We start from the raw sequence: 17724 nt of genomic DNA, 5'->3' as shown, positions 1-17724 counted from the left end.
TCAGCGCACGAGGGCGATCGACATCGCGAATGTCTCCGTCGCGCCCGGCGCAATGGTGACGACGCCGGGCTTGTCGGCCAGCTCGCCGTCGAAGCCCTCGGGGCTGGCATGGCCCTGCCACGGTTCGATGCAGACATAGCCGGCACCCGGTTTGGTCCAGATGCCGAGATGGGGCATGCGCGGGAAGTCGACGCGGATGGCTTCGCCATAAAGGATGCTGCGGCTCGCCAGCGTGTCGAAGACCAGCGCGCCGTCTTCGAACAGATCGTCGTGCAGCTGGAGATGCCGGTCGAGGACCGGCGTCGCAAACTGCGCGGCGCTCAGCAGGCCGTCGACCGGCCGTCGGATCGGCGCCGGCTCGTCCTGCTCGAAGACGACCTGGTGGGCTGCCCGCGACTTGCCGTAGGGCAGCGGCCAGCGCAGCGCCGGGTGGAAGCCGAATGAGGCCGGCATGACCTCGGTCCCGGTGTTGGTGACCCGGGCTTCCATGTGCAGGGTCGCGCCTTCGATCCGGTAGGTGACGTCGAGCCGAAACGCGAAGGGATACTGGCGGCGCGTCGCTTCGCTCGACTCGAGGCGCCAGGTGCAGGACGCGGCGTCGGACCCGACCAGCGCGAAGGTCGACGTGCGGGCGAAGCCGTGCCGGCCGATTTCATAGGCCTTGCCGGCCACGTTGAGCCGGTTGCCCTTCACTTCACCGACGATGGGAAACAGCAGCGGCGAACGGCCGTTCCAGAAAGCGGGATCGCCGTCCCACAGGAGATCGGCGCCGGATCCGTCCCGCAGACGCACGAGTTCGGCGCCGGTGGCGGAGATTTCAGCGCTGAGCGCGGCGGTGGCGATCGAGACGGAGGAGATGGGGACGGGCGAGGCCATGAGCCATCCTACAGCAGATGCGCCTCGCGAACGGCATCGTCGACGGAGGGCAGGTAGCGGACCTGCGGCCGTCCGGCGCCGGCCCGCAGCAGCGCGTGGCGCACCGACGGCGTGGCGCCCGTGACATAGACCCGGACGCCATGCCGTGCCGCCTTTCGGCCGGCGCCGGCAATGACGTTGGCCGCCGTCGAATCGACGAACGGCACGGCGCTGAAGTCGATGACGAAGGCCTTGTGCTGGTCGGCGATGTTGTCGAGCACGGCGCCCACGGTCGAGGCCGTGCCGAAGAAGAAGGCGCCGGACAGGCGATAGACGATCACCCGCGGGTCGGTCACGAGGTCGGCGGCAAAGGGCGCGCGGGCAGGCTGGGCCACGATGCCCGCGGTGGCGGTCAGGCGCTGGATGAGCACGATGACGCCCAGGGCCGTGCCGACCACGATGCCTTCCATCAGGTCGCGGAATACGGTGAGCAGGAAGGTCGAGAGCAGCACGACCGCGTCGCCGCGCGAGGAGCGCAGCAGGGTCATGAACTCATGCTTCTCGGCCATGTTCCAGGCGACCACCGCCAGTACGCCGGCGAGGGCGGCCAGCGGGATATAGGCGGCGAGCGGCGCGGCCAGCAGCATGAAGGCCAGCAGGAAAACCGAGTGGAGCATGCCGGCGACCGGCCCGCGCGCGCCGGCGCGCACGTTGGTCGCGGTGCGGGCGATCGTGCCGGTGGCGCAGATGCCGCCGAACAGCGCCGAGGCGATGTTGGCCACGCCCTGGGCCACCAGTTCGCAATTCGAGCGATGGCGGCGGCCCGTCATGCCGTCGGCCACCACCGCCGACAGCAGCGATTCAATGGCGCCCAGCAGTGCGAAGGAGAGCGCATCCGGCAACACGGCCAGCATCTTCTCCAGCGACATGTCGGGCAGGCTGGGCGCGGGAAGCATGGACGGGATGCCGCCGAAACGGCTGCCGATCGTCTCGATCGGCAGGCCCAGCGCGAAGGTCGCGACCGAGCCGGCCACCACGGCCACCAGCATGCCCGGCCAGTGCGGCCGCAGCTTCCGGAGGCCGAGAATGATGCCGATGGTCAGGACGGCCAGGGCGACGGCGGCGGCGTTCACCGTGCCGGCCGCGCCCGCCAGCACTTCGAGCTTGGCGGCGAACTCTCCCGGCTCCTTGCCCTGCAGGGTGAGGCCGAACAGGTCCTTGATCTGGCTGGCGAAGATGATGACGGCGATGCCGGTCGTGAACCCGACCGTGACCGGATAAGGGATGAACTTGACGAAGGTGCCGAGCCGGAGAGCACCGGCCGCCATCAGGAAGACGCCGGACATCAGGGTCGCCAGCAGCATGCCCTCGATCCCGTGACGCGCGACCGTCGCTGCGACCAGCACGATGAAGGCGCCGGCGGGGCCGCCGACCTGGAACCGGCTGCCGCCCAGTGCCGAGATCAGGAAGCCGCCAACGATGGCCGTGAACAGGCCGCGTTCCGGCGTGGTGCCCGAAGCGATGGCGATGGCCATCGAGAGCGGCAGCGCCACGATCGCAACCGTGAGGCCGGCGACGGCATCGGCCCGCAGGGCCGCCAGCCCGTAGCCCTCGCGCAGGACCGAGACGAGCTTGGGAACGAAGGGGCCGTCGAATCTCGCGAGGAAATTCGCGGAAGGGGTATTGAGGGACATAATACAGGATATTTGTGTGTTATGATGATATCGAATAACGCGCACCGGCACAACCCGACGCAAAGTCCGGACCAGCCTCCCGAAAAAGACGGCATGTTGTCTGACAACTCGGTCGCGCCTCATCCCAAACGCATGCATAGTTCGCGCAGGGTCCCGGTCTCAGAACCAAAACAGGGCCTTCGGAGGAAACGACATGAAGCGCAGACTGCTGATGGGCGGTATCGCCGCCTCGACTCTCGCGGCCCCGTTCATCGCCAAGGCCCAGGCGCCGCTGACGCTGAACGGCGCGGTCCAGTTCAATGACGACCATGCCTTCAACAAGACGCTGCTGAAGTTCGAGGAGCTGGTGAAGCAGTATTACGGCAAGCCGATCAACTTCGTGCTCCACCGCAATTCGTCGCTGGGATTGGAGAAGCAGTATTTCGAGTACATGGCGCAGGGCAAGGCGGTGGACTACGCCATCGTCTCGCCGGCCCACATGTCGACCTTCTCCAAGGCGGCACCCTTCATCGACGCGCCGTTCCTGTTCCGCGACCTCGCGCAATGGAACAAGGTGCTCGATCTCGACCTGCTGAAGCCGGTGGCCGACGAAATCGCGCAGAAGGCCCAGGTCATGCTGGTCGGCTATGCCGGCGGCGGGGTGCGCAACATCTTCGTCAACAAGCCGGTGAGCAACCTGGCCGAGATCAAGGGTCTGAAGGTCCGCGTCCAGGGCGCGCCGATCTGGTCGAAGACCTTCGCCGCGGCCGGCATGTCGCCGACGGTGATCGCCTACAACGAGGTCTACAACGCCATCCAGAACAACGTCATCTCGGCTGGCGAGAACGAGGCCGCCGGTGTCGAGTCGATGAAGTTCTACGAGGTGGCGCCCAATCTCGCGATGACCGAGCACGCCATCACCATCCGGCCGGTCTGCTTCTCGGGCAAGACCTTCAAGTCCCTCCCGAAGGACCTGCAGGATGCCGTCGTCAAGGCGGGCAAGGAAGCCGGTGCCTATGGCCGTCAGGTCGAAAGCTCCGAGGACGACCAGAAGCTGGCGGCGCTGGAGAAGGCCGGCAAGCTGAAGCGCATCCCGTTCAAGGACCGCGCCGAGATGAAGAAGCTCGTCGACCCGGTGATGGCTGCCTACGCCAAGGAGATCGGCGCCGACGGCATCTTCACGCAGATCGTCGCCACCAATTGATCCGTACGCGCGGCGCAGCCACGGGCTTCGCCGCGCCTTTTCCCGGTCCGAAGCCGGGTGCGTTTTTCCGGACGGTTTCCGAATGAAGTCTCCTGCCTCGCCACCCGGCCTCTGGCGCCGGTTCACGGCCGCCTATGCCAAATTCCTGACCGGCCTACTGGCCTTCTCCGTCGCCATCATCATCGTCCCGGTCACCCTGCAGATGATCTCGCGCTACACCGCGCTGATCCCGGCCTATATCTGGACCGAGGAGATGGCGCGCTTCCTGTTCATCTGGATGATCATGATCGGCGCCATGATCGGCGTGCGCGAAGCCTCGCACTTCGAAGTCGACGTTTGGCCGGCCCTGCCGAGACGCGGCGAGGCCGCGGTCCGAATCGCGTCGCGACTTGGCATCCTGGCCTTCGCCCTGGTGTTCGTGGTCGGCGGCATCGAGTTCACGGGCTTCGCCTGGTACCGAACCTCGGAGCTGGCCGACCTGCCGCTCTGGATGATCCATATCGCCTGGCCCGTCGCCGCCGTCACCTGGATCGTCTTCCTGGGCGAGCAGTTCTACGACGAAGCCCGCATCCTGTTCGGCGGGAGCACGACATGACCGGCTCGCTCTTCTCCGCCGGCCAGGCCGCCTCGATCCTGTTCGGCTGCTTCTTCGTGCTGCTGGTGCTGCGCGTGCCGGTGGCCTTCGCGCTCGGACTCGCCTGCCTGCCGCTCTTCTATCTCGAACCGCGGCTCGGGACGATGATGCTCGCGCAGGAAACCTTCAACGCCTACAACTCCTTCATCCTGCTCGCCGTGCCGTTCTTCCTGCTGACGGCCAACCTGATGAGCGTCGGCGGCATCACCGACCGGCTGGTGGCGCTGTCGCGCGCCATCGTCGGCAGCTTTCCGGGCTCATTGGCCCAGATCAACGTGGTCCTCTCGGTCTTCTTCGCCGGCATCTCCGGCTCCTCGACCGCCGATGCCGCCAGCCAGAGCAAGATCTTCATCGATGCGCAGACGCGCGAGGGCTACGACCTCTCCTTCTCGATCGCCATCACCGCGGTCTCCGCCGTGCTGGCGGTGGTCATTCCGCCGTCGATTCTCATGATCGTGTGGGGCGGCCTGATCTCGACCTCGATCGGCGCCCTCTATCTCGCGGGCGTCGTGCCCGGCCTGCTGATCGCCGGCGCCCAGATGGCCACGGTGCATGTCTACGCCGTGAAGCGCGGCTATCCGACCTATCCGCGCGGGACGTTCCGTCAGCTCCTCTGCTCGATCTGGGTGTCGATCCCCGCGCTGATGACGCCCGTCATCATCGTCGGCGGCATCCTGGCCGGCTGGTTCACGGCGACGGAATCGGCCTGTGTCGCGGTGCTCTATTCGGCGGTGCTGTCGATCTTCGTCTATCGCGAGATGGGGCCGAAGGAGCTGTACAAGGCGCTGGTCGATACCGGCAAGCTGGCCTCGGTGGCGCTGTTCTGCATCGGCACCGCCTCCGCGTTCGGCTGGCTGCTGGCCTATTACCGGATTCCCCAGGAGCTGCTGGCCAACGTCACCACCTGGGGCATGGGCCCGATCGGCGTCGGCTTCTTCATCGCCTTCGTGTTCCTCGTCGTGGGCTGCTTCCTCGACGCCATCCCGGCCATCATCATCGTCGGCACGGTACTGGAGCCGCTTGCCAAGTCGGTGTCGATGGATCCCGTCCACTTCGCCATCGTCGCGATCGTGTCGCTGGCGTTCGGGCTGGTGACGCCACCCTACGGGCTCTGCCTCATGATCTCCTGCGCCGTCGCCGGCGTGCCGCTGCGCGTCGCCCTCAAGGACACGCTGATCATGCTGGTGCCGATGGTCGTGGTGCTGGCGGCGATGATCGTGTGGCCCGACATCGCCCTCTTCCTGCCCCGCCTCATCGCGCCGGAGCTTCTGAAGTAGCCGTTCGTTGAATGTCCGTCGTCTGCCTTGTCGTCCTGAGTGCAGCGAAGGACCTAGCGGAACGACCAACGGACTCCCCGGCTGGCGTGAGATCCTTCGCTGCGCTCAGGATGACAGCGCCCTCACGGCATGTTGCGCACGCGGTCCCAGGCGGCGGTGAAGTTCGGCGCCTTGTCGGGGCGGCAGGGCAAAGCGCGCTTGGGGTTGGGGTCCTCGATGAAGGCGTCGCGCAGCCGGGCGGCGCAGGCATCCTGCACGACGACGCCATGGCCCTGGGCCCGGAACACGAGGTTGCGCGAGGCGGACAAGGTCTTCGCGGCCTCGCGCGCCCAGGCGGGCGGCGTCAGCCAGTCGTAGCCGCCGCTCAGCAGCAGGGTCGGCACCTCCGACTTCACCGGTTGGCGTTCCGTGGCCGGCGCGGGCGCGACCCTCCAGACCGGACAGAAGGTCGGCGACTTGCTCGACCTCGCGTTCAGCCCGTAGACCCCGTTGCTCTCGATCGCCTTGCGCCGCGCCGTGCGATCGACCATGGGCCAGGTCTCGCGGCATTCGACACTATTGTAGAGACCGTCGAACTGCTGGGCGTTCTGCTCGAGCAGGCCGCCATCGTTGGTCTCGAGATCCTCGGCGTAGAGCTTGAGCAGGCGCAGGTCGCCGCGCTGTGCCGCCGCCACGGTCTCGGGGATGGCGGCGACCTCGCCCTCGCGCATCATGTTCAGCAGCACCATCAGCACCTGGGTACCATCGAGGCGCGTGGGATGCGGGCCGTCTTCCAGGGTGAGCGCGAGTTCGAGCGGCGTGCGCTCCGCCGCGTCGATCAGGCCCTCGATGGCGGCGCGCAGGGTGGGATGGCGTTCGCGGCACACGGCATCGGCGGCGCAGTCGGCATAGAGCTGCTCGAAGGCGCGTCGGACGATCGCCGGCTCGTTCTGCTCGCCGTTGACCTGGGGCGGATAGACGCCGTCGAGAACCGCCGCGCGCACCAGGTCGGGATGCCGCCGCATCACCTCGAGCGCCCATCTGGTGCCGTAGGACACGCCGTAGATGTTGATCTTGCTCTGGCCCAGCGCCGCCGCGAGGTCGGCCACGTCGTCGGCCAGGGCCGGCGTCGTGTACATGCCGAGGTCGATCTTGCGGCGGTCCAGCCCGGTCCGGCAGCGCGAAAGAATCTCGCGCTCCTGCTGCTCGGTCACGGCGCGGCGGCGCGCCTTCGCCGGGTCCGAGGTGCGCGTATCGAAGCAGTCGAGGTTGGGGGTCGATCCGCCGGCCCCGCGCTGGCTCAGGATCACGACGTCGCGCCGCCGGCGGATGGCGGCCGTCTCGTTCCACCAGTCGCCTTCGCTCAGCGCATCCGCCCCCGGCGTCGAGGCAACCAGCGGCGAATCGCCGGGCCCGCCGGAGAGGTAGATCATCGGCTCGAGGCCGGCGGTCCGCTTGGCCTTGAGGATCGCCACCTTGAGCTTGATCTCGCGGCCCTGCGGCTGCTCGCGGTTCTCCAGCACCGTCAGCACGAAGCATTCGACCCGGTCGCCGCGCGGCGGCTTGAAGGTGCAGCGCTCGCGGTCCAGTCGCGGCGCCGCCCCGGCGCTTCCTGCCAAAACGATCAGGAATGCTGCCAACCCGCCCAGGAACCGCAGTCGCACCATGGATATGTTCTGCCACATCGAAGCTTGTGACGGCATGAAGTAATTCTATGGAAACCATAAGGCAGGACACCTTGCCAGTCGTTGCATGCCGCCTCAGTTTGCGGCCATGACCCAACGCTCCTATTGGACCGCCGTATGGTGCGGCTTCCTCGTCCTCACCATCGGCCTCGGCGTCCGCCAGAGCTTCGGCATCTTCCTCAAGCCGATCTCCGCCGAACTCCATGTCGGCCGCGAGCTCTTCTCCTTCGGCACCGCGCTGTCGATGCTGCTGATGGGCGCCATCGCGCCCTTCTCGGGCCGGCTCGCCGACAGGTTCGGCTCCGCACCGACCATCGCCGGCGGCGGCGCGATCTATGTCCTAGGCATGATCGTCACCGCCACGATGCACGACGGCTTGATGCTGATCCTGGGCAACGTGCTGGTCGGCATCGGCCTGTCGGCGGCGACCTTCGGGCCGGTCCTGGGCGTCATCCTGCGCGTGGCGCCGCCCGCCAAGCAGGCGCTGGCGGTGGGCATCTGTTCGGCCGGCGGTTCGTTCGGCCAGTTCTTCATCGTGCCGCTGGCGGCCGTGCTGCAGAACTATTTCGGCGACTGGCGGCCCACCATGTGGGCGCTGACGATCCTCGCTTTGATCATGATCGTGCTGCCCCTCGGCCTCAACGACCGCAAGGAGATCGCGGCCTCCAAGCGCGGCAGCGGCGGCAACCAGACCACCGGCGCGGCGCTGTCCGAAGCCTTCGCGCAGCGCAGCTTCGTGCTGCTGGTGGTCGGCTACTTCGTCTGCGGCTTCCATGTCGCCTTCGTCGGCGGCCATCTGCCGGCCTACATCTCCGACAAGGGGATCGGCCTGTCGCTGTTCGGCATCGACCTGTCGCCGGCCGAACTCGGCGGCTGGGCGATCGGCATGGTCGGGCTGTTCAACATCGCCGGCGCCATCCTGTGGAGCTCGATGGGCAACAAGTTCAAGCGCAAGAACCTGCTGTCGACGCTCTACCTGCTGCGGTCGCTGGTCTTCCTGGGCTTCGTGATCGCGCCGCTGTCGGCGGCCTCGGTGCTGATCTTTGCGGCAGCACTGGGCTTCCTGTGGCTGGGCACGGTGCCGCTCACCACCTCGCTGGTCGGCTACATCTTCGGGCCGGTGCACGTCACCATGCTGAACGGCATCGTCTTCTTCGGCCACCAGGTCGGCAGCTTCTTCGGCGGCTGGGGCGGCGGGCGGCTGTTCGACCTGCAGGGCAACTACGACATGATGTGGTGGATCTCGATCGCGCTCGGCCTCGTCTCGGCGGCGCTGCACTACCCGATCGTCGAGCAGCGCCTGATCCGCCCGGCGGCGTTCCCGCAGCCGGCATGACGGCCGGCTGGCGTCCCGTGCTGCTGTGGGGGCTGGCCAGCCTGGTCGCGGCCGCGACGGTGGTGTCTTTCGTCCTGTGGGGGCTGAACGGCCCCGCCTATCTCGTGGACCTCATCGCGGCCTATTGCCTTTGATTCTCGCCTTCCCATACGGATGGGGAGGGATTCCTTGAGCAGGCCGCGCCCGCCCCGCGGCACACTCCATGCAAATACCGAGGGATCTGACCCCGAATTCAGGGGTGCGACATTCGCTTCGATTGTTTCGTTTATTTCGTTTGTTTCGTTTATGCGGCCTGACGACGTCGCCGGGACGCAGGGTCGGAACGAACACGCGATCGAGGGAGAGGCGGCCGCGACGGTCGTGTCTTTCGTTCTGTGGGGGCTGAACGGGCCTGCATATCTCGTGGACCTGATCGCGGCCTATTGCCTGTGACGAGGAGCAGCTAACCTCACGCCTGCTCAGGGCGGGGGGAGCGCGACGAATGCCGACAGTACGACTGGATCAGGACGTGTTTGCCGCGGGCGGCACGGTCGCCACCGATTGGGCCCAGGCCGGCGGCAGCGCCCAGGTCACCATCGCCGCCGGCGCGCAGATCAATCGCGGCATCAACTTCGATCTCGGCATCTCCGCCCTCGCCAACGTCGATGCCGGCGTGGGCAGGTTCCTGAGCGCCGAACTCTCGGGTCAGGCCAGCGCCACGGCCTCGGTGGCGGCGCAGATCCAGGTGCCGATGAACCTGTTCGGCGAGATCGGCTTCGCCGTCCGCCTGCAGGCCATCGCCGAGCTGGCGGCGGCGGTCCAGGTCAGCCTCGGCCTCAAGGTCGGCGACTTCCTCGAGCTGGCCGGTACCGATTCCAACATGCGCGGCCTGCCAGTCGAGCTGCTGCGGGTGTTCCTGTCGGAGATCGACATCAAGGCCGGCCTCTATGCCAAGGCGGCCCTGACCGCGCAGGCCTACGCCCAGCTCGTCGTCACGGGCACGGCGATCGCCCAGCCCTCGCGCAACATCAAACCCGGCTTCAACATCGTGGCCGGCATGGGCGTCGGCCTGAAGGCCGGCGCCGGCTTCCGCGTCTTCGCCGCGATGGAGTTCGCCGACTTCAGCCGCTTCGTCGCGCGCTCGGTCGACGTGCTGGTGGACGGCGCCTGCCGTGAAGCGGCCGCCGGTCTTCCCGCCGGCGACGCGACCTCGCGGGCGCTTCTGCAGGCGGCGCGGCCTGCCTTCAAGATGGCGTTGCGCACCGCCTACGAGCTGGGCGAGTTCATCGCCGTCAATGCGCCGCAGGCCAATGCGGCCGGCGCGGAACAGGTCGCGCTGCGCTGCGCCCAGGTCGCCCTGGAGGAGGGCCAGCGTTTCCTGCTCGAAGGCCTGACCGATGCCGCGCTGCAGGCGCTGCGCACGGCCATGCAGGACTGGATGGCGCCGCCGCTCAACGCCCGCTGGCGGGCGGCACGCGCGGCGCGGCGTGCCCTGTCGGATCATCTCGACGGCTTTCCGGCCGAGCCCTTCGACGGCGCGCCCGCGACCGAGGCCTATTGGAATACGCTGGTCACCCGCATCGTCGATCTCGCGACGGCGATGGCCGGCAGCACGCTCGACCAGCCGACGCAGCGCTTCATCGCCGTGCTCTGGTCGGCCGCCCAGCTCGCCCTCGTCGCCGCGCGGCGCGTGACCCGGGCCGATGCTTCGCTCCGCATCATCGGCCTGCCGCCGCGCCAGGTCCATGCGCCGTTCCAGGGCAGCCTCTCCGTCCAGCCGCCCCAGGTCGTCCGCGATCACATTCGGGCGTCGCTCGCCGCCGCGCCGACGGGCGCGCTGCAGCTCGGCCATCTGGTCGAGTTCCTCACCGCCGATGCGGCGCTCGATTTCCTGCGCCAGCAGAACCCGGGGGTGGATCGCTTCCTGGGCGCCATGACCGGCCCGCTGGGCACCCTGGCCAACGACGTCGCCCGCACGTTCCTGCGCAACATCGGCAGCGCCGTCGTGGCCGGCGGACGGCCCGACGCGCAGGCCACGCTGGAAGCCATCGCCGCATCGCTGCGCAGCTTGGTCGGCACGCAGATCCATCAGGAGCTGGCTCCGGTATTGCGCGAAAATCTCCTGTCGCGGCCCGACGTGAAGACCTATTTCGACGAGGTCTTCCTGCCGACCACGGACTTCACGCTCGACACGGTGTTCGGCGCCGCCCTCGACTGGAGCCGGCGCGGCGCGGACCGGGAGCGCCTCAAGGAAGCGCTCTCGGGAATCCTGATGAAGCTGGTCGGCCGCAGCCTGGTGGCGACCGCCGACATCATGATCGCCGAGGCGCAGCGCCAGATGCAGGGCATCCTCAACGGCCTCGCCGACAATGTGGAAGCGCCGAACGGCATCGTCCGCCAGCTCTCGCGCGCGGCGAACCTGCCGGTGCCCGTCAGCGAGATCGCCGAACTCACCGCCGACGCCCTGCGCATCGGCGGCGAGGTGCTGGGGCCGTTGAGCGACAGCCAGCGCGCGAAGATCCGCGCGCTGATGTACCGGGTCATCGATCCGGTGCCGGTCGATGCCAGTGCTTCCTTCATGCGCCAGCTGGCCGACAGCGCCTTCCTGCCCAATGCCGAGGCCATGATGGAACTGGCCACCGAGCTGGGTTCGGTGGGCGGCGAGCGCTTCCTGCAGTTCGTCATCAAGCTGGTCGAGTTGATCGGCCGAAAGATCCTCGACGAGCTTTCGGCCGTCATCGACGCGGCGGGGGCGCAGATCCAGCAATGGTACGAAGACACGCGGCAGGCGCTCGAGGAATTGCAGCAGCAGATCGGCCGGCTGGCAGCGGAGATCGAACGCCTGGCCAACCGGGTCGCGCGCGACTTCGACCGGGCGGTCGACGATCTCCTGGGCGCGCTGGCGCCACTCGCCACGCCGTCGGGCCGCCGCACCTTCAAGGCTCGCCTCGCCGACCAGGTGATCGACGACGCCTTCGCCGTCCTCGACGACAACTACGTCTATCGCACGCTGGCACCGGCCTCCGTGCGGGGGGCGATCCGGGCGGCCGCGCGCAGCGCCGTCGAGAGCGCACTCGACAACGACGTCCTCGATGGCGTGCTCGACATCGTGGGCGAGGTCGCCGAGGAGATCGATTCGCTGATCGACGATGTCCGCGACCTCGATCCCAGGCGCGATCTCGCCGAGCAGATCGGCAACCTGCTGCTGAACCGGCTGACCGACGCGATATATGACAATCTCGGCCGCGATCCTCACATCAACGTGGGATTCGACGTCACCGTCCTCGGCACGCGCCACCGTCTCCTGCTGGGCCGGATCGACGTGCCGATCGATGCGGTGGTCGACGGGCTGCGGGCGGCCATCCGCCAGCTCGACGCCTTCGAGGATGCAGTCCGGGATGCCGCGGGTGCCCTCGCCTCCGCCTTCGCCGGCGAGGCACGCCTGCAGACGGCCGAGACCGAGCGCACGAACAAGGCGGCCGCCCAGGCACGGCTCGGCGTCCAGCGCGCGGAGCTGGAAGCGGCGCCCCGCAGCGTCAAGATCCTCTCCCCCACGAGCGGCAGCGCCGCCGCCGGTTCGATGCGCATCCGGATCGAGGTCGAGGGCCTGTCGCCCGCCGCCGTCGAGGATCAGCCCGATCGCCCCTCCGTCGTGAGCGTGTTCCTCAACGGACGGGAACTGCCGCTCTCGTCCTTCGCCGTGACCGAGACGGGTACGACGGCACCGCCAGTGCTGAGGCCCGTCCCCGGCACCTACGACCCCCGTCTGGAACTCGACCTGCGGCCATACCGGGGCGCGATCCGGACTCCCGCGAAAGGCGCCAGGAACGCGCCCGGAAGGGCGGCTGCCTCGCTCGCGGCAATCGCGGCGAAGCGCGCGTCCATCCGCCCGGTCGAGCTCCCTCCCGGCAGCACGCCGCTCGCGCCGCCCAAGGGCAAGGCGGCGCTGCCCGGACGAACACCGGCCAAGCGCGCGGACCGGCGCTTCGGCAGTCCGCTCACGCTCACGCAGATCGGACGCCAGGCGAACCAGGCCGTCGGCGGCATCGTGCTGTCATGCCTGCTGAACGGCAGCGAAATTCAGGAAGGCCTGAACACACTGGTCGTGGCGGTCGTGCTGCCAGGGGGCAGTCGCCTCGAAACGGCCTGCACCTTCTTCGGCGAGACGGTTGCGATGCCGCCGTCGAGAGCCAAGCCAACGGTGCCGAAGCCGGGTTCGGTTCGACTTCCCGGCATGAGGCCGGTGAAGCCAGCCGACCTGGTGCCGCAGAAGATCGCGGGCAAGTTCGTGCTGCCGCCCAAGAAGGCGCGGCTGCAAGCGGTCGCCGCGCAGAAGAAGGCCATCGAGCGGCGCGGCGCGGAGAAGCGCAAGGCGCTGCGCGACGGGCTGGGCGTCACGCTGGCGCCGCACCTCAAGCCGGGGAAGCGCTGACATGGAGATCATCGAGAGCCTCAAGGAGCTTCTGGGCTGGGACGATCCGCCGGTGGTGGTGGTGCCCAGGGCGCAACGACGCATCCAGGCGAAAGCGTCCATCGAAGCGTGGCTGGAAAGGCAGACCACGCCCCAGTACAAGCTCGCTCCCTACAAGTTCGCCGAACGCCTGAGAGCCCTGGTCGATGCGCCGCAGACGCTGCGGCAGGGTGCTTATGGATGGTGCCTGCCGGCGGCCTTCCTGAATTCGGTCCTTCGCCGCTTTCCCGATGTCGCCGTTCAATTCGGCCTGGATCTCTACGCGACGGGAGAGGCAAGCATCGGCGACATCGAGGCGACGATGTCCGATACGTTTCGGGCCTTCGACTATCCCGAAGCCATCCGCGCGGCATATGGTTCGGACGAACGCGCCCGGGATCTGTTTCTGCTCTCCCATGCCGACTGGCTGCTCTTGGCGGGCATCGAGCAGGCGACGCACGCCGTCTTCAGCGTGACGGGAGAGTTCAACCAACTGGTCAGCCTAACCACCGGCGCCCTCGTCAAGCTGTTCGAGGATTCAGGGCTCTACGCCGCGGTGTCCGACCTGTCGGCCGCCGACAAGCGGGACCGGCAAAAACTGCTGGAGGCGCTGAACAAGAGCGCGACCCACGACGTGGTTCTGGTTGCCGACATGAAACGGTTCGGGCCGACCGGGTTGACCAGGCATGCTGGGCGCCTGGTGTCAGCCCCCACGGTCACGACCAGCGGAAACAGCCCGAACCCCGCTGACAACGAAATGATAGCGTTGCAGTACTGGAGCTGGGGCTTTCAGCCCACGCGCGCCAACGACCTACCCTTCGACCCTGAAGAGAACGCTTTCACGATCTCGATGTCGCGGCGTCAGTTCATCAACGTCGACATCGTGGTGGCCGAGCCGAAGCCGATCTGACTCCACCTGCCCATCTAAATGACAGGGCTATCGCATGTTGCCCGAAGAGCCGCTGCAGTTCACTTTTTTCGAGGAAGCGAAAGGTCCCTCACTTCGTTCGGGATGACAATCTTGCCTGGGTTGGCGCTGTGCATCGATACAGCAAGTGCTGTCATCCCGAACGCAGTGAGGGACCTTTGAGTCACATGCGATAGCCCTGCGTTCAAATGGCGAGGTGGTGGCGTCTCGCGGCTTGTAACCAAGCCGCAGCCTGTCACTCAACGGGCCGAGCTTTGCTCGGCCCATGACCCCTCCGGCCCTGCGGGCCACCTCGCCATTTGAATGGGGAGGTGGGTCTTACAGAACGAACTTCGACAGATCGGCGTTCTTGGCCAGCTCGCTCACATGCGTGCGCACGTAGGCGGCGTCGATCTCGATCTTGGTGTTCGGCTTGTCGGAGGCGGTGAAGCTGATCTCTTCCAGCAGCTTCTCCATCACCGTGTGCAGCCGGCGGGCGCCGATATTCTCGACCGTCTCGTTGATGTCGGCCGACAGGCGCGCCAGCTCGTCGATCGCGTCGGTCGTGAAGTCGAGCTCGACCTTCTCGGTCGCCATCAGCGCCTTGTACTGCTTGACCAGGCTGGCTTCGGGCTCGGTCAGGATGCGGCGGAAATCCTCCTGGCTGAGCGAGGCCAGGCTAACGCGGATCGGCAGGCGGCCCTGCAGCTCCGGCAGCATGTCCGAGGGCTTGGCGAGGTGGAAGGCGCCGGAGCAGATGAACAGGACGTGGTCGGTCTTCACCGGCCCGTGCTTGGTGTTCACGGTCGTGCCCTCGATCAGTGGCAGCAGGTCGCGCTGCACGCCTTCACGGCTCACGTCGCCGCCGCCACGGTACTCGCTGCGCGCGGTGATCTTGTCGATCTCGTCGATGAAGACGATGCCGTTCTGCTCGACCATGTCGCGCGCCTCGCGGACGACCCGCTCCTGGTCGAGCAGCTTGTCGCTCTCCTCGCGCAGTAGCGTCTGATGGCTCTCGGCCACGGTCATCTTGCGCTTCTTGGTGCGGCCGCCGAACGCCTTGCCCAGCATGTCGCCGATATTGATCATGCCGACCGATGCGCCGGGCTGGCCCGGCACCTCGAACTGCATCGGTCCGCCCGAATCGGCGACCTCGATCTCGATCTCGCGATCGTCCAGCTCGCCGGCGCGCAGCTTATGGCGGAAACGCAGCTTCGTCTCCTCGCTGGCATTGGCGCCGCACAGCGCCTCGACCACGCGGTCCTCGGCCGCCAGCTCGGCCTTGGCCTTCACGTCCTTGCGCAGGCTCTCGCGCGCCATCTCGATGGCGGCTTCCATCAGGTCGCGCGCGATCTGTTCGACGTCGCGGCCGACATAGCCGACCTCGGTGAACTTGGTCGCCTCGACCTTGAGGAACGGCGCGTTGGTGAGCTTGGCCAGGCGGCGCGCGATCTCGGTCTTGCCGACGCCGGTCGGGCCGATCATCAGGATGTTCTTGGGCAGCACTTCGTCGCGCAGCGAATCGGAAAGCTGCAGGCGGCGCCAGCGGTTGCGCAGCGCAATGGCGACGGCGCGCTTGGCCTCCTGCTGGCCGATGATGTGCTTGTCGAGCTCGGAGACGATCTCGCGCGGGGAAAAGTCGTTACTCATGGGATTCAGAGCTTCTCGATGACGACGTTGTGGTTCGTGTAGACGCAGATGTCGGCGGCGATCTTCATCGACTTGCGGGCGATCGCCTCGGCGTCGAGCCCCTCCACGTCGATCAGCGCCCGCGCGGCGGAGAGCGCGTAATTGCCGCCCGAGCCGATGGCGATGATGCCGCCTTCCGGCTCCAGCACGTCGCCCGTTCCGGACAGCAGCAGCGAGACATCCTTGTCGGCCACCGCCATCAACGCCTCGAGCTTGCGCAGGTAGCGGTCGGTGCGCCAGTCCTTGGCGAGCTCGATCGCGGCGCGCAGGAGCTGGCCGGGATGGCGCTCCAGCTTGGCCTCGAGCCGTTCGAAGAGGGTGAAGGCGTCGGCCGTGGCGCCGGCGAAACCCGCGATGATCTGGCCGTTGCCGATCCGGCGGACCTTCTTGGCGTTGCCCTTGACGATGGTCTGGCCCATCGACACCTGGCCGTCGCCGGCCATCACGACCTGGCCGTCCTTGCGAACCGAGAGGATGGTCGTGGCATGCCAGCCGGGACCGGAGGAACTGTCTGATTGTGCGGAAGACATGCGCCCTAAATAGGGATTCACAGCCACAAATCAATCGCGACCTCTGGCCCGCGCAGGCGGCGTGCTAACGTCGGCCCATGACTGAATCAGCCCAGAGCGACCCCGTCATCGTCATCGGCGCCGGAATCGTCGGCGCCGCCACGGCCCGCGCCCTGCAGCGCAACGGCCACAAGGTAACGCTGCTCGACAGCGCCGAGCCCGGCAACGCGACCTCCTTCGGCAATGCCGGCTTCCTGTCCGTCGACAGCCTGATCCCGCTGGCGCGGCCGGCCACCCTGAAGAAGGTGCCGCAGATGCTGATGGACCGGAACGGGCCGCTCACGCTGCATCCGCCCAGCCTGCCCTGGCTGCTGCCCTGGATGGCCCGCTTCGCGCTGGCGGCCCTGAGCCCGACCGAGGTCCAGAAGGGCAAGGACATGTTCCGGCCGCTGATGCTCGAGGCCGACATCGCCTGGAAGGCCGAGATCCAGGCCTCGGGCCTCGGCGAGCTGTTCCGCACCCGCGGCGCGCTCTACGTCTACGAGAGCGAGGCGTCGTTCCTGGGCACCGACGAGATGCGCGGGCTGCAGTCGGGCAAGGGCACCGAGTTCGAGATCGTCGACGGCAACCGGGCGCGCGAACTGGCGCCCGGCCTCAGCCCCACCATCGTGCGCGGCATCCACTATCCGAACGGCACGCACACGATCAATCCGCACAAGGTGGTGGCGACCCTGGTCGAGCGGTTCACCGCCGAAGGCGGCACGGTCGTGCGCGGCCGCGTGCGCGGCTTCCGGCGCGACGGCAACCGCGTGACGGCGGTGCAGCTCACCGACTCGGAGCTGCCCGCCAGTGCGGTGATGATCTCGGCCGGGCGCGCCTCGGGCGAGCTGACGCGCCTGCTCGGCTTCAACGCGCCGCTGGTCGCCGAGCGCGGCTATCACGTGATGGTGGCGCCGGACAATGTGCGCTTCGACCTGCCGGTCAGCCCGCCCGACCGCGGCCTGTTCTTCACGCCGATGACTGAAGGCCTGCGCATCGCCGGCACGGTCGAGCTGGCGGCGCCGCACCAGCCGCCCTCCTGGCATCGCGCCGATCTCCTCAAGAAGCATCTGAAGGACATCTTCCCCGGTGTCGGCGGTGCCGAGCAGAGCCGCTGGATCGGCGAGCGTCCGACCTTGCCCGACTATCGTCCCGCCATCGGCCGCGCGCCGCGTCTCGCCAACGTCTATTGCGGCTACGGCCACCAGCATCTCGGCCTGACGCTGGCCACCGCGACGGGCCGCCTGATCGCCCGCCTGATGGAAGGCGAGCAACTGCCGAGCGCGCTGCAGGCCTGCGATCCGGGGCGATTCGGCTAGAGTCTTTCCGGGCGAGATTGAATCGAACCGAAAGTCCCAACGCAGACCTCACCCTGAGGAGCGAATGCAGTGAGCGTCTCGAAGGGTGGGCACGCGCACCCCGTCTGTTGCCCATCCTTCGAGACGCCGTGCTTCGCACGGCTCCTCAGGACGAGGTGAATGGTCAAATTGAGATGGAACGTCTCTAAG

General features: G+C 67.6%; 13 protein-coding genes. 8 read left to right on the top strand and 5 right to left on the bottom strand.

Annotated elements, in window-relative coordinates; translation table 11 throughout:
• Together ACO07K_RS25695 and ACO07K_RS25690 are read right to left on the bottom strand one after the other, a co-directional pair.
• Positions 1-876: an aldose 1-epimerase family protein gene (locus ACO07K_RS25695; protein WP_422032968.1), complete on the bottom strand. Its 876-nt coding sequence runs from the start codon at positions 874-876 to the stop codon at positions 1-3.
• Between the two features lie 8 nt (positions 877-884).
• The gene (locus ACO07K_RS25690; RefSeq protein ID WP_422032966.1) at positions 885-2549 is read right to left on the bottom strand and encodes a SulP family inorganic anion transporter; all 1665 of its coding nucleotides are present in this window, start codon (positions 2547-2549) and stop codon (positions 885-887) included.
• A gap of 193 nt (positions 2550-2742) precedes the next feature.
• Between ACO07K_RS25690 and ACO07K_RS25685 the strand changes: the two genes are divergently transcribed.
• From ACO07K_RS25685 to ACO07K_RS25675, 3 genes are all read left to right on the top strand, one after another.
• Positions 2743-3732 (top strand): TRAP transporter substrate-binding protein, encoded by a 990-nt coding sequence (locus ACO07K_RS25685; protein WP_422032964.1) that lies wholly within the window; start codon positions 2743-2745, stop codon positions 3730-3732.
• 82 nt (positions 3733-3814) lie between these two features.
• The gene (locus tag ACO07K_RS25680) at positions 3815-4327 is read left to right on the top strand and encodes a TRAP transporter small permease (RefSeq protein WP_422032962.1); all 513 of its coding nucleotides are present in this window, start codon (positions 3815-3817) and stop codon (positions 4325-4327) included.
• Positions 4324-5643, top strand: coding sequence for a TRAP transporter large permease (locus ACO07K_RS25675; protein WP_422032960.1), 1320 nt, complete (start codon positions 4324-4326; stop codon positions 5641-5643). Before ACO07K_RS25680 ends, ACO07K_RS25675 begins: the two co-directional genes overlap by 4 nt.
• Before the next feature lie 122 nt (positions 5644-5765).
• Here the strand turns inward: ACO07K_RS25675 and ACO07K_RS25670 are convergent, their stop codons facing one another.
• Entirely contained in the window at positions 5766-7289 is a 1524-nt protein-coding gene (locus tag ACO07K_RS25670) for an alpha/beta fold hydrolase (RefSeq protein ID WP_422032958.1), read from the bottom strand.
• 106 nt (positions 7290-7395) lie between these two features.
• Between ACO07K_RS25670 and ACO07K_RS25665 the strand changes: the two genes are divergently transcribed.
• The 4 genes from ACO07K_RS25665 (at position 7396) to ACO07K_RS25650 (ending at position 13982) form a co-directional block, all read left to right on the top strand.
• Complete coding sequence (locus ACO07K_RS25665) at positions 7396-8643, top strand: MFS transporter (RefSeq protein WP_422032956.1); 1248 nt, start codon at positions 7396-7398, stop codon at positions 8641-8643.
• A complete protein-coding gene (locus ACO07K_RS25660) occupies positions 8640-8777 on the top strand; it encodes a hypothetical protein (protein ID WP_298309780.1) in 138 nt (45 codons plus the stop codon). The genes ACO07K_RS25665 and ACO07K_RS25660 overlap by 4 nt, the downstream gene beginning before the upstream one ends.
• Positions 8778-9124: 347 nt before the next feature.
• Positions 9125-13054 carry a hypothetical protein gene (locus tag ACO07K_RS25655; protein ID WP_422032954.1) on the top strand — a complete coding sequence of 1310 codons (3930 nt, stop codon included), beginning with the start codon at positions 9125-9127 and terminating at the stop codon, positions 13052-13054.
• A gap of 1 nt (position 13055) precedes the next feature.
• A complete protein-coding gene (locus ACO07K_RS25650; protein ID WP_422032952.1) occupies positions 13056-13982 on the top strand; it encodes a hypothetical protein in 927 nt (308 codons plus the stop codon).
• A gap of 336 nt (positions 13983-14318) precedes the next feature.
• On the opposite strand, the gene hslU is transcribed toward ACO07K_RS25650, so the two are convergent.
• Both hslU and hslV read right to left on the bottom strand, forming a co-directional pair.
• Positions 14319-15629, bottom strand: coding sequence for an ATP-dependent protease ATPase subunit HslU (gene hslU / locus ACO07K_RS25645; RefSeq protein WP_298309785.1), 1311 nt, complete (start codon positions 15627-15629; stop codon positions 14319-14321).
• Between the two features lie 5 nt (positions 15630-15634).
• Entirely contained in the window at positions 15635-16198 is a 564-nt protein-coding gene (gene hslV, locus ACO07K_RS25640; protein WP_422032949.1) for an ATP-dependent protease subunit HslV, read from the bottom strand.
• A gap of 77 nt (positions 16199-16275) precedes the next feature.
• On the opposite strand from hslV, the gene ACO07K_RS25635 reads away from it, so the two are divergent.
• Positions 16276-17535 carry an NAD(P)/FAD-dependent oxidoreductase gene (locus tag ACO07K_RS25635; RefSeq protein WP_422032947.1) on the top strand — a complete coding sequence of 420 codons (1260 nt, stop codon included), beginning with the start codon at positions 16276-16278 and terminating at the stop codon, positions 17533-17535.
• Positions 17536-17724: the final 189 nt, after the last annotated feature.

Source organism: Reyranella sp. (assembly GCF_965228225.1).
Lineage (GTDB): Bacteria > Pseudomonadota > Alphaproteobacteria > Reyranellales > Reyranellaceae > Reyranella.
The sequence above is the reverse complement of the archived record's forward strand: the minus strand, read 5'-3'. Positions and strand labels throughout refer to the sequence as shown.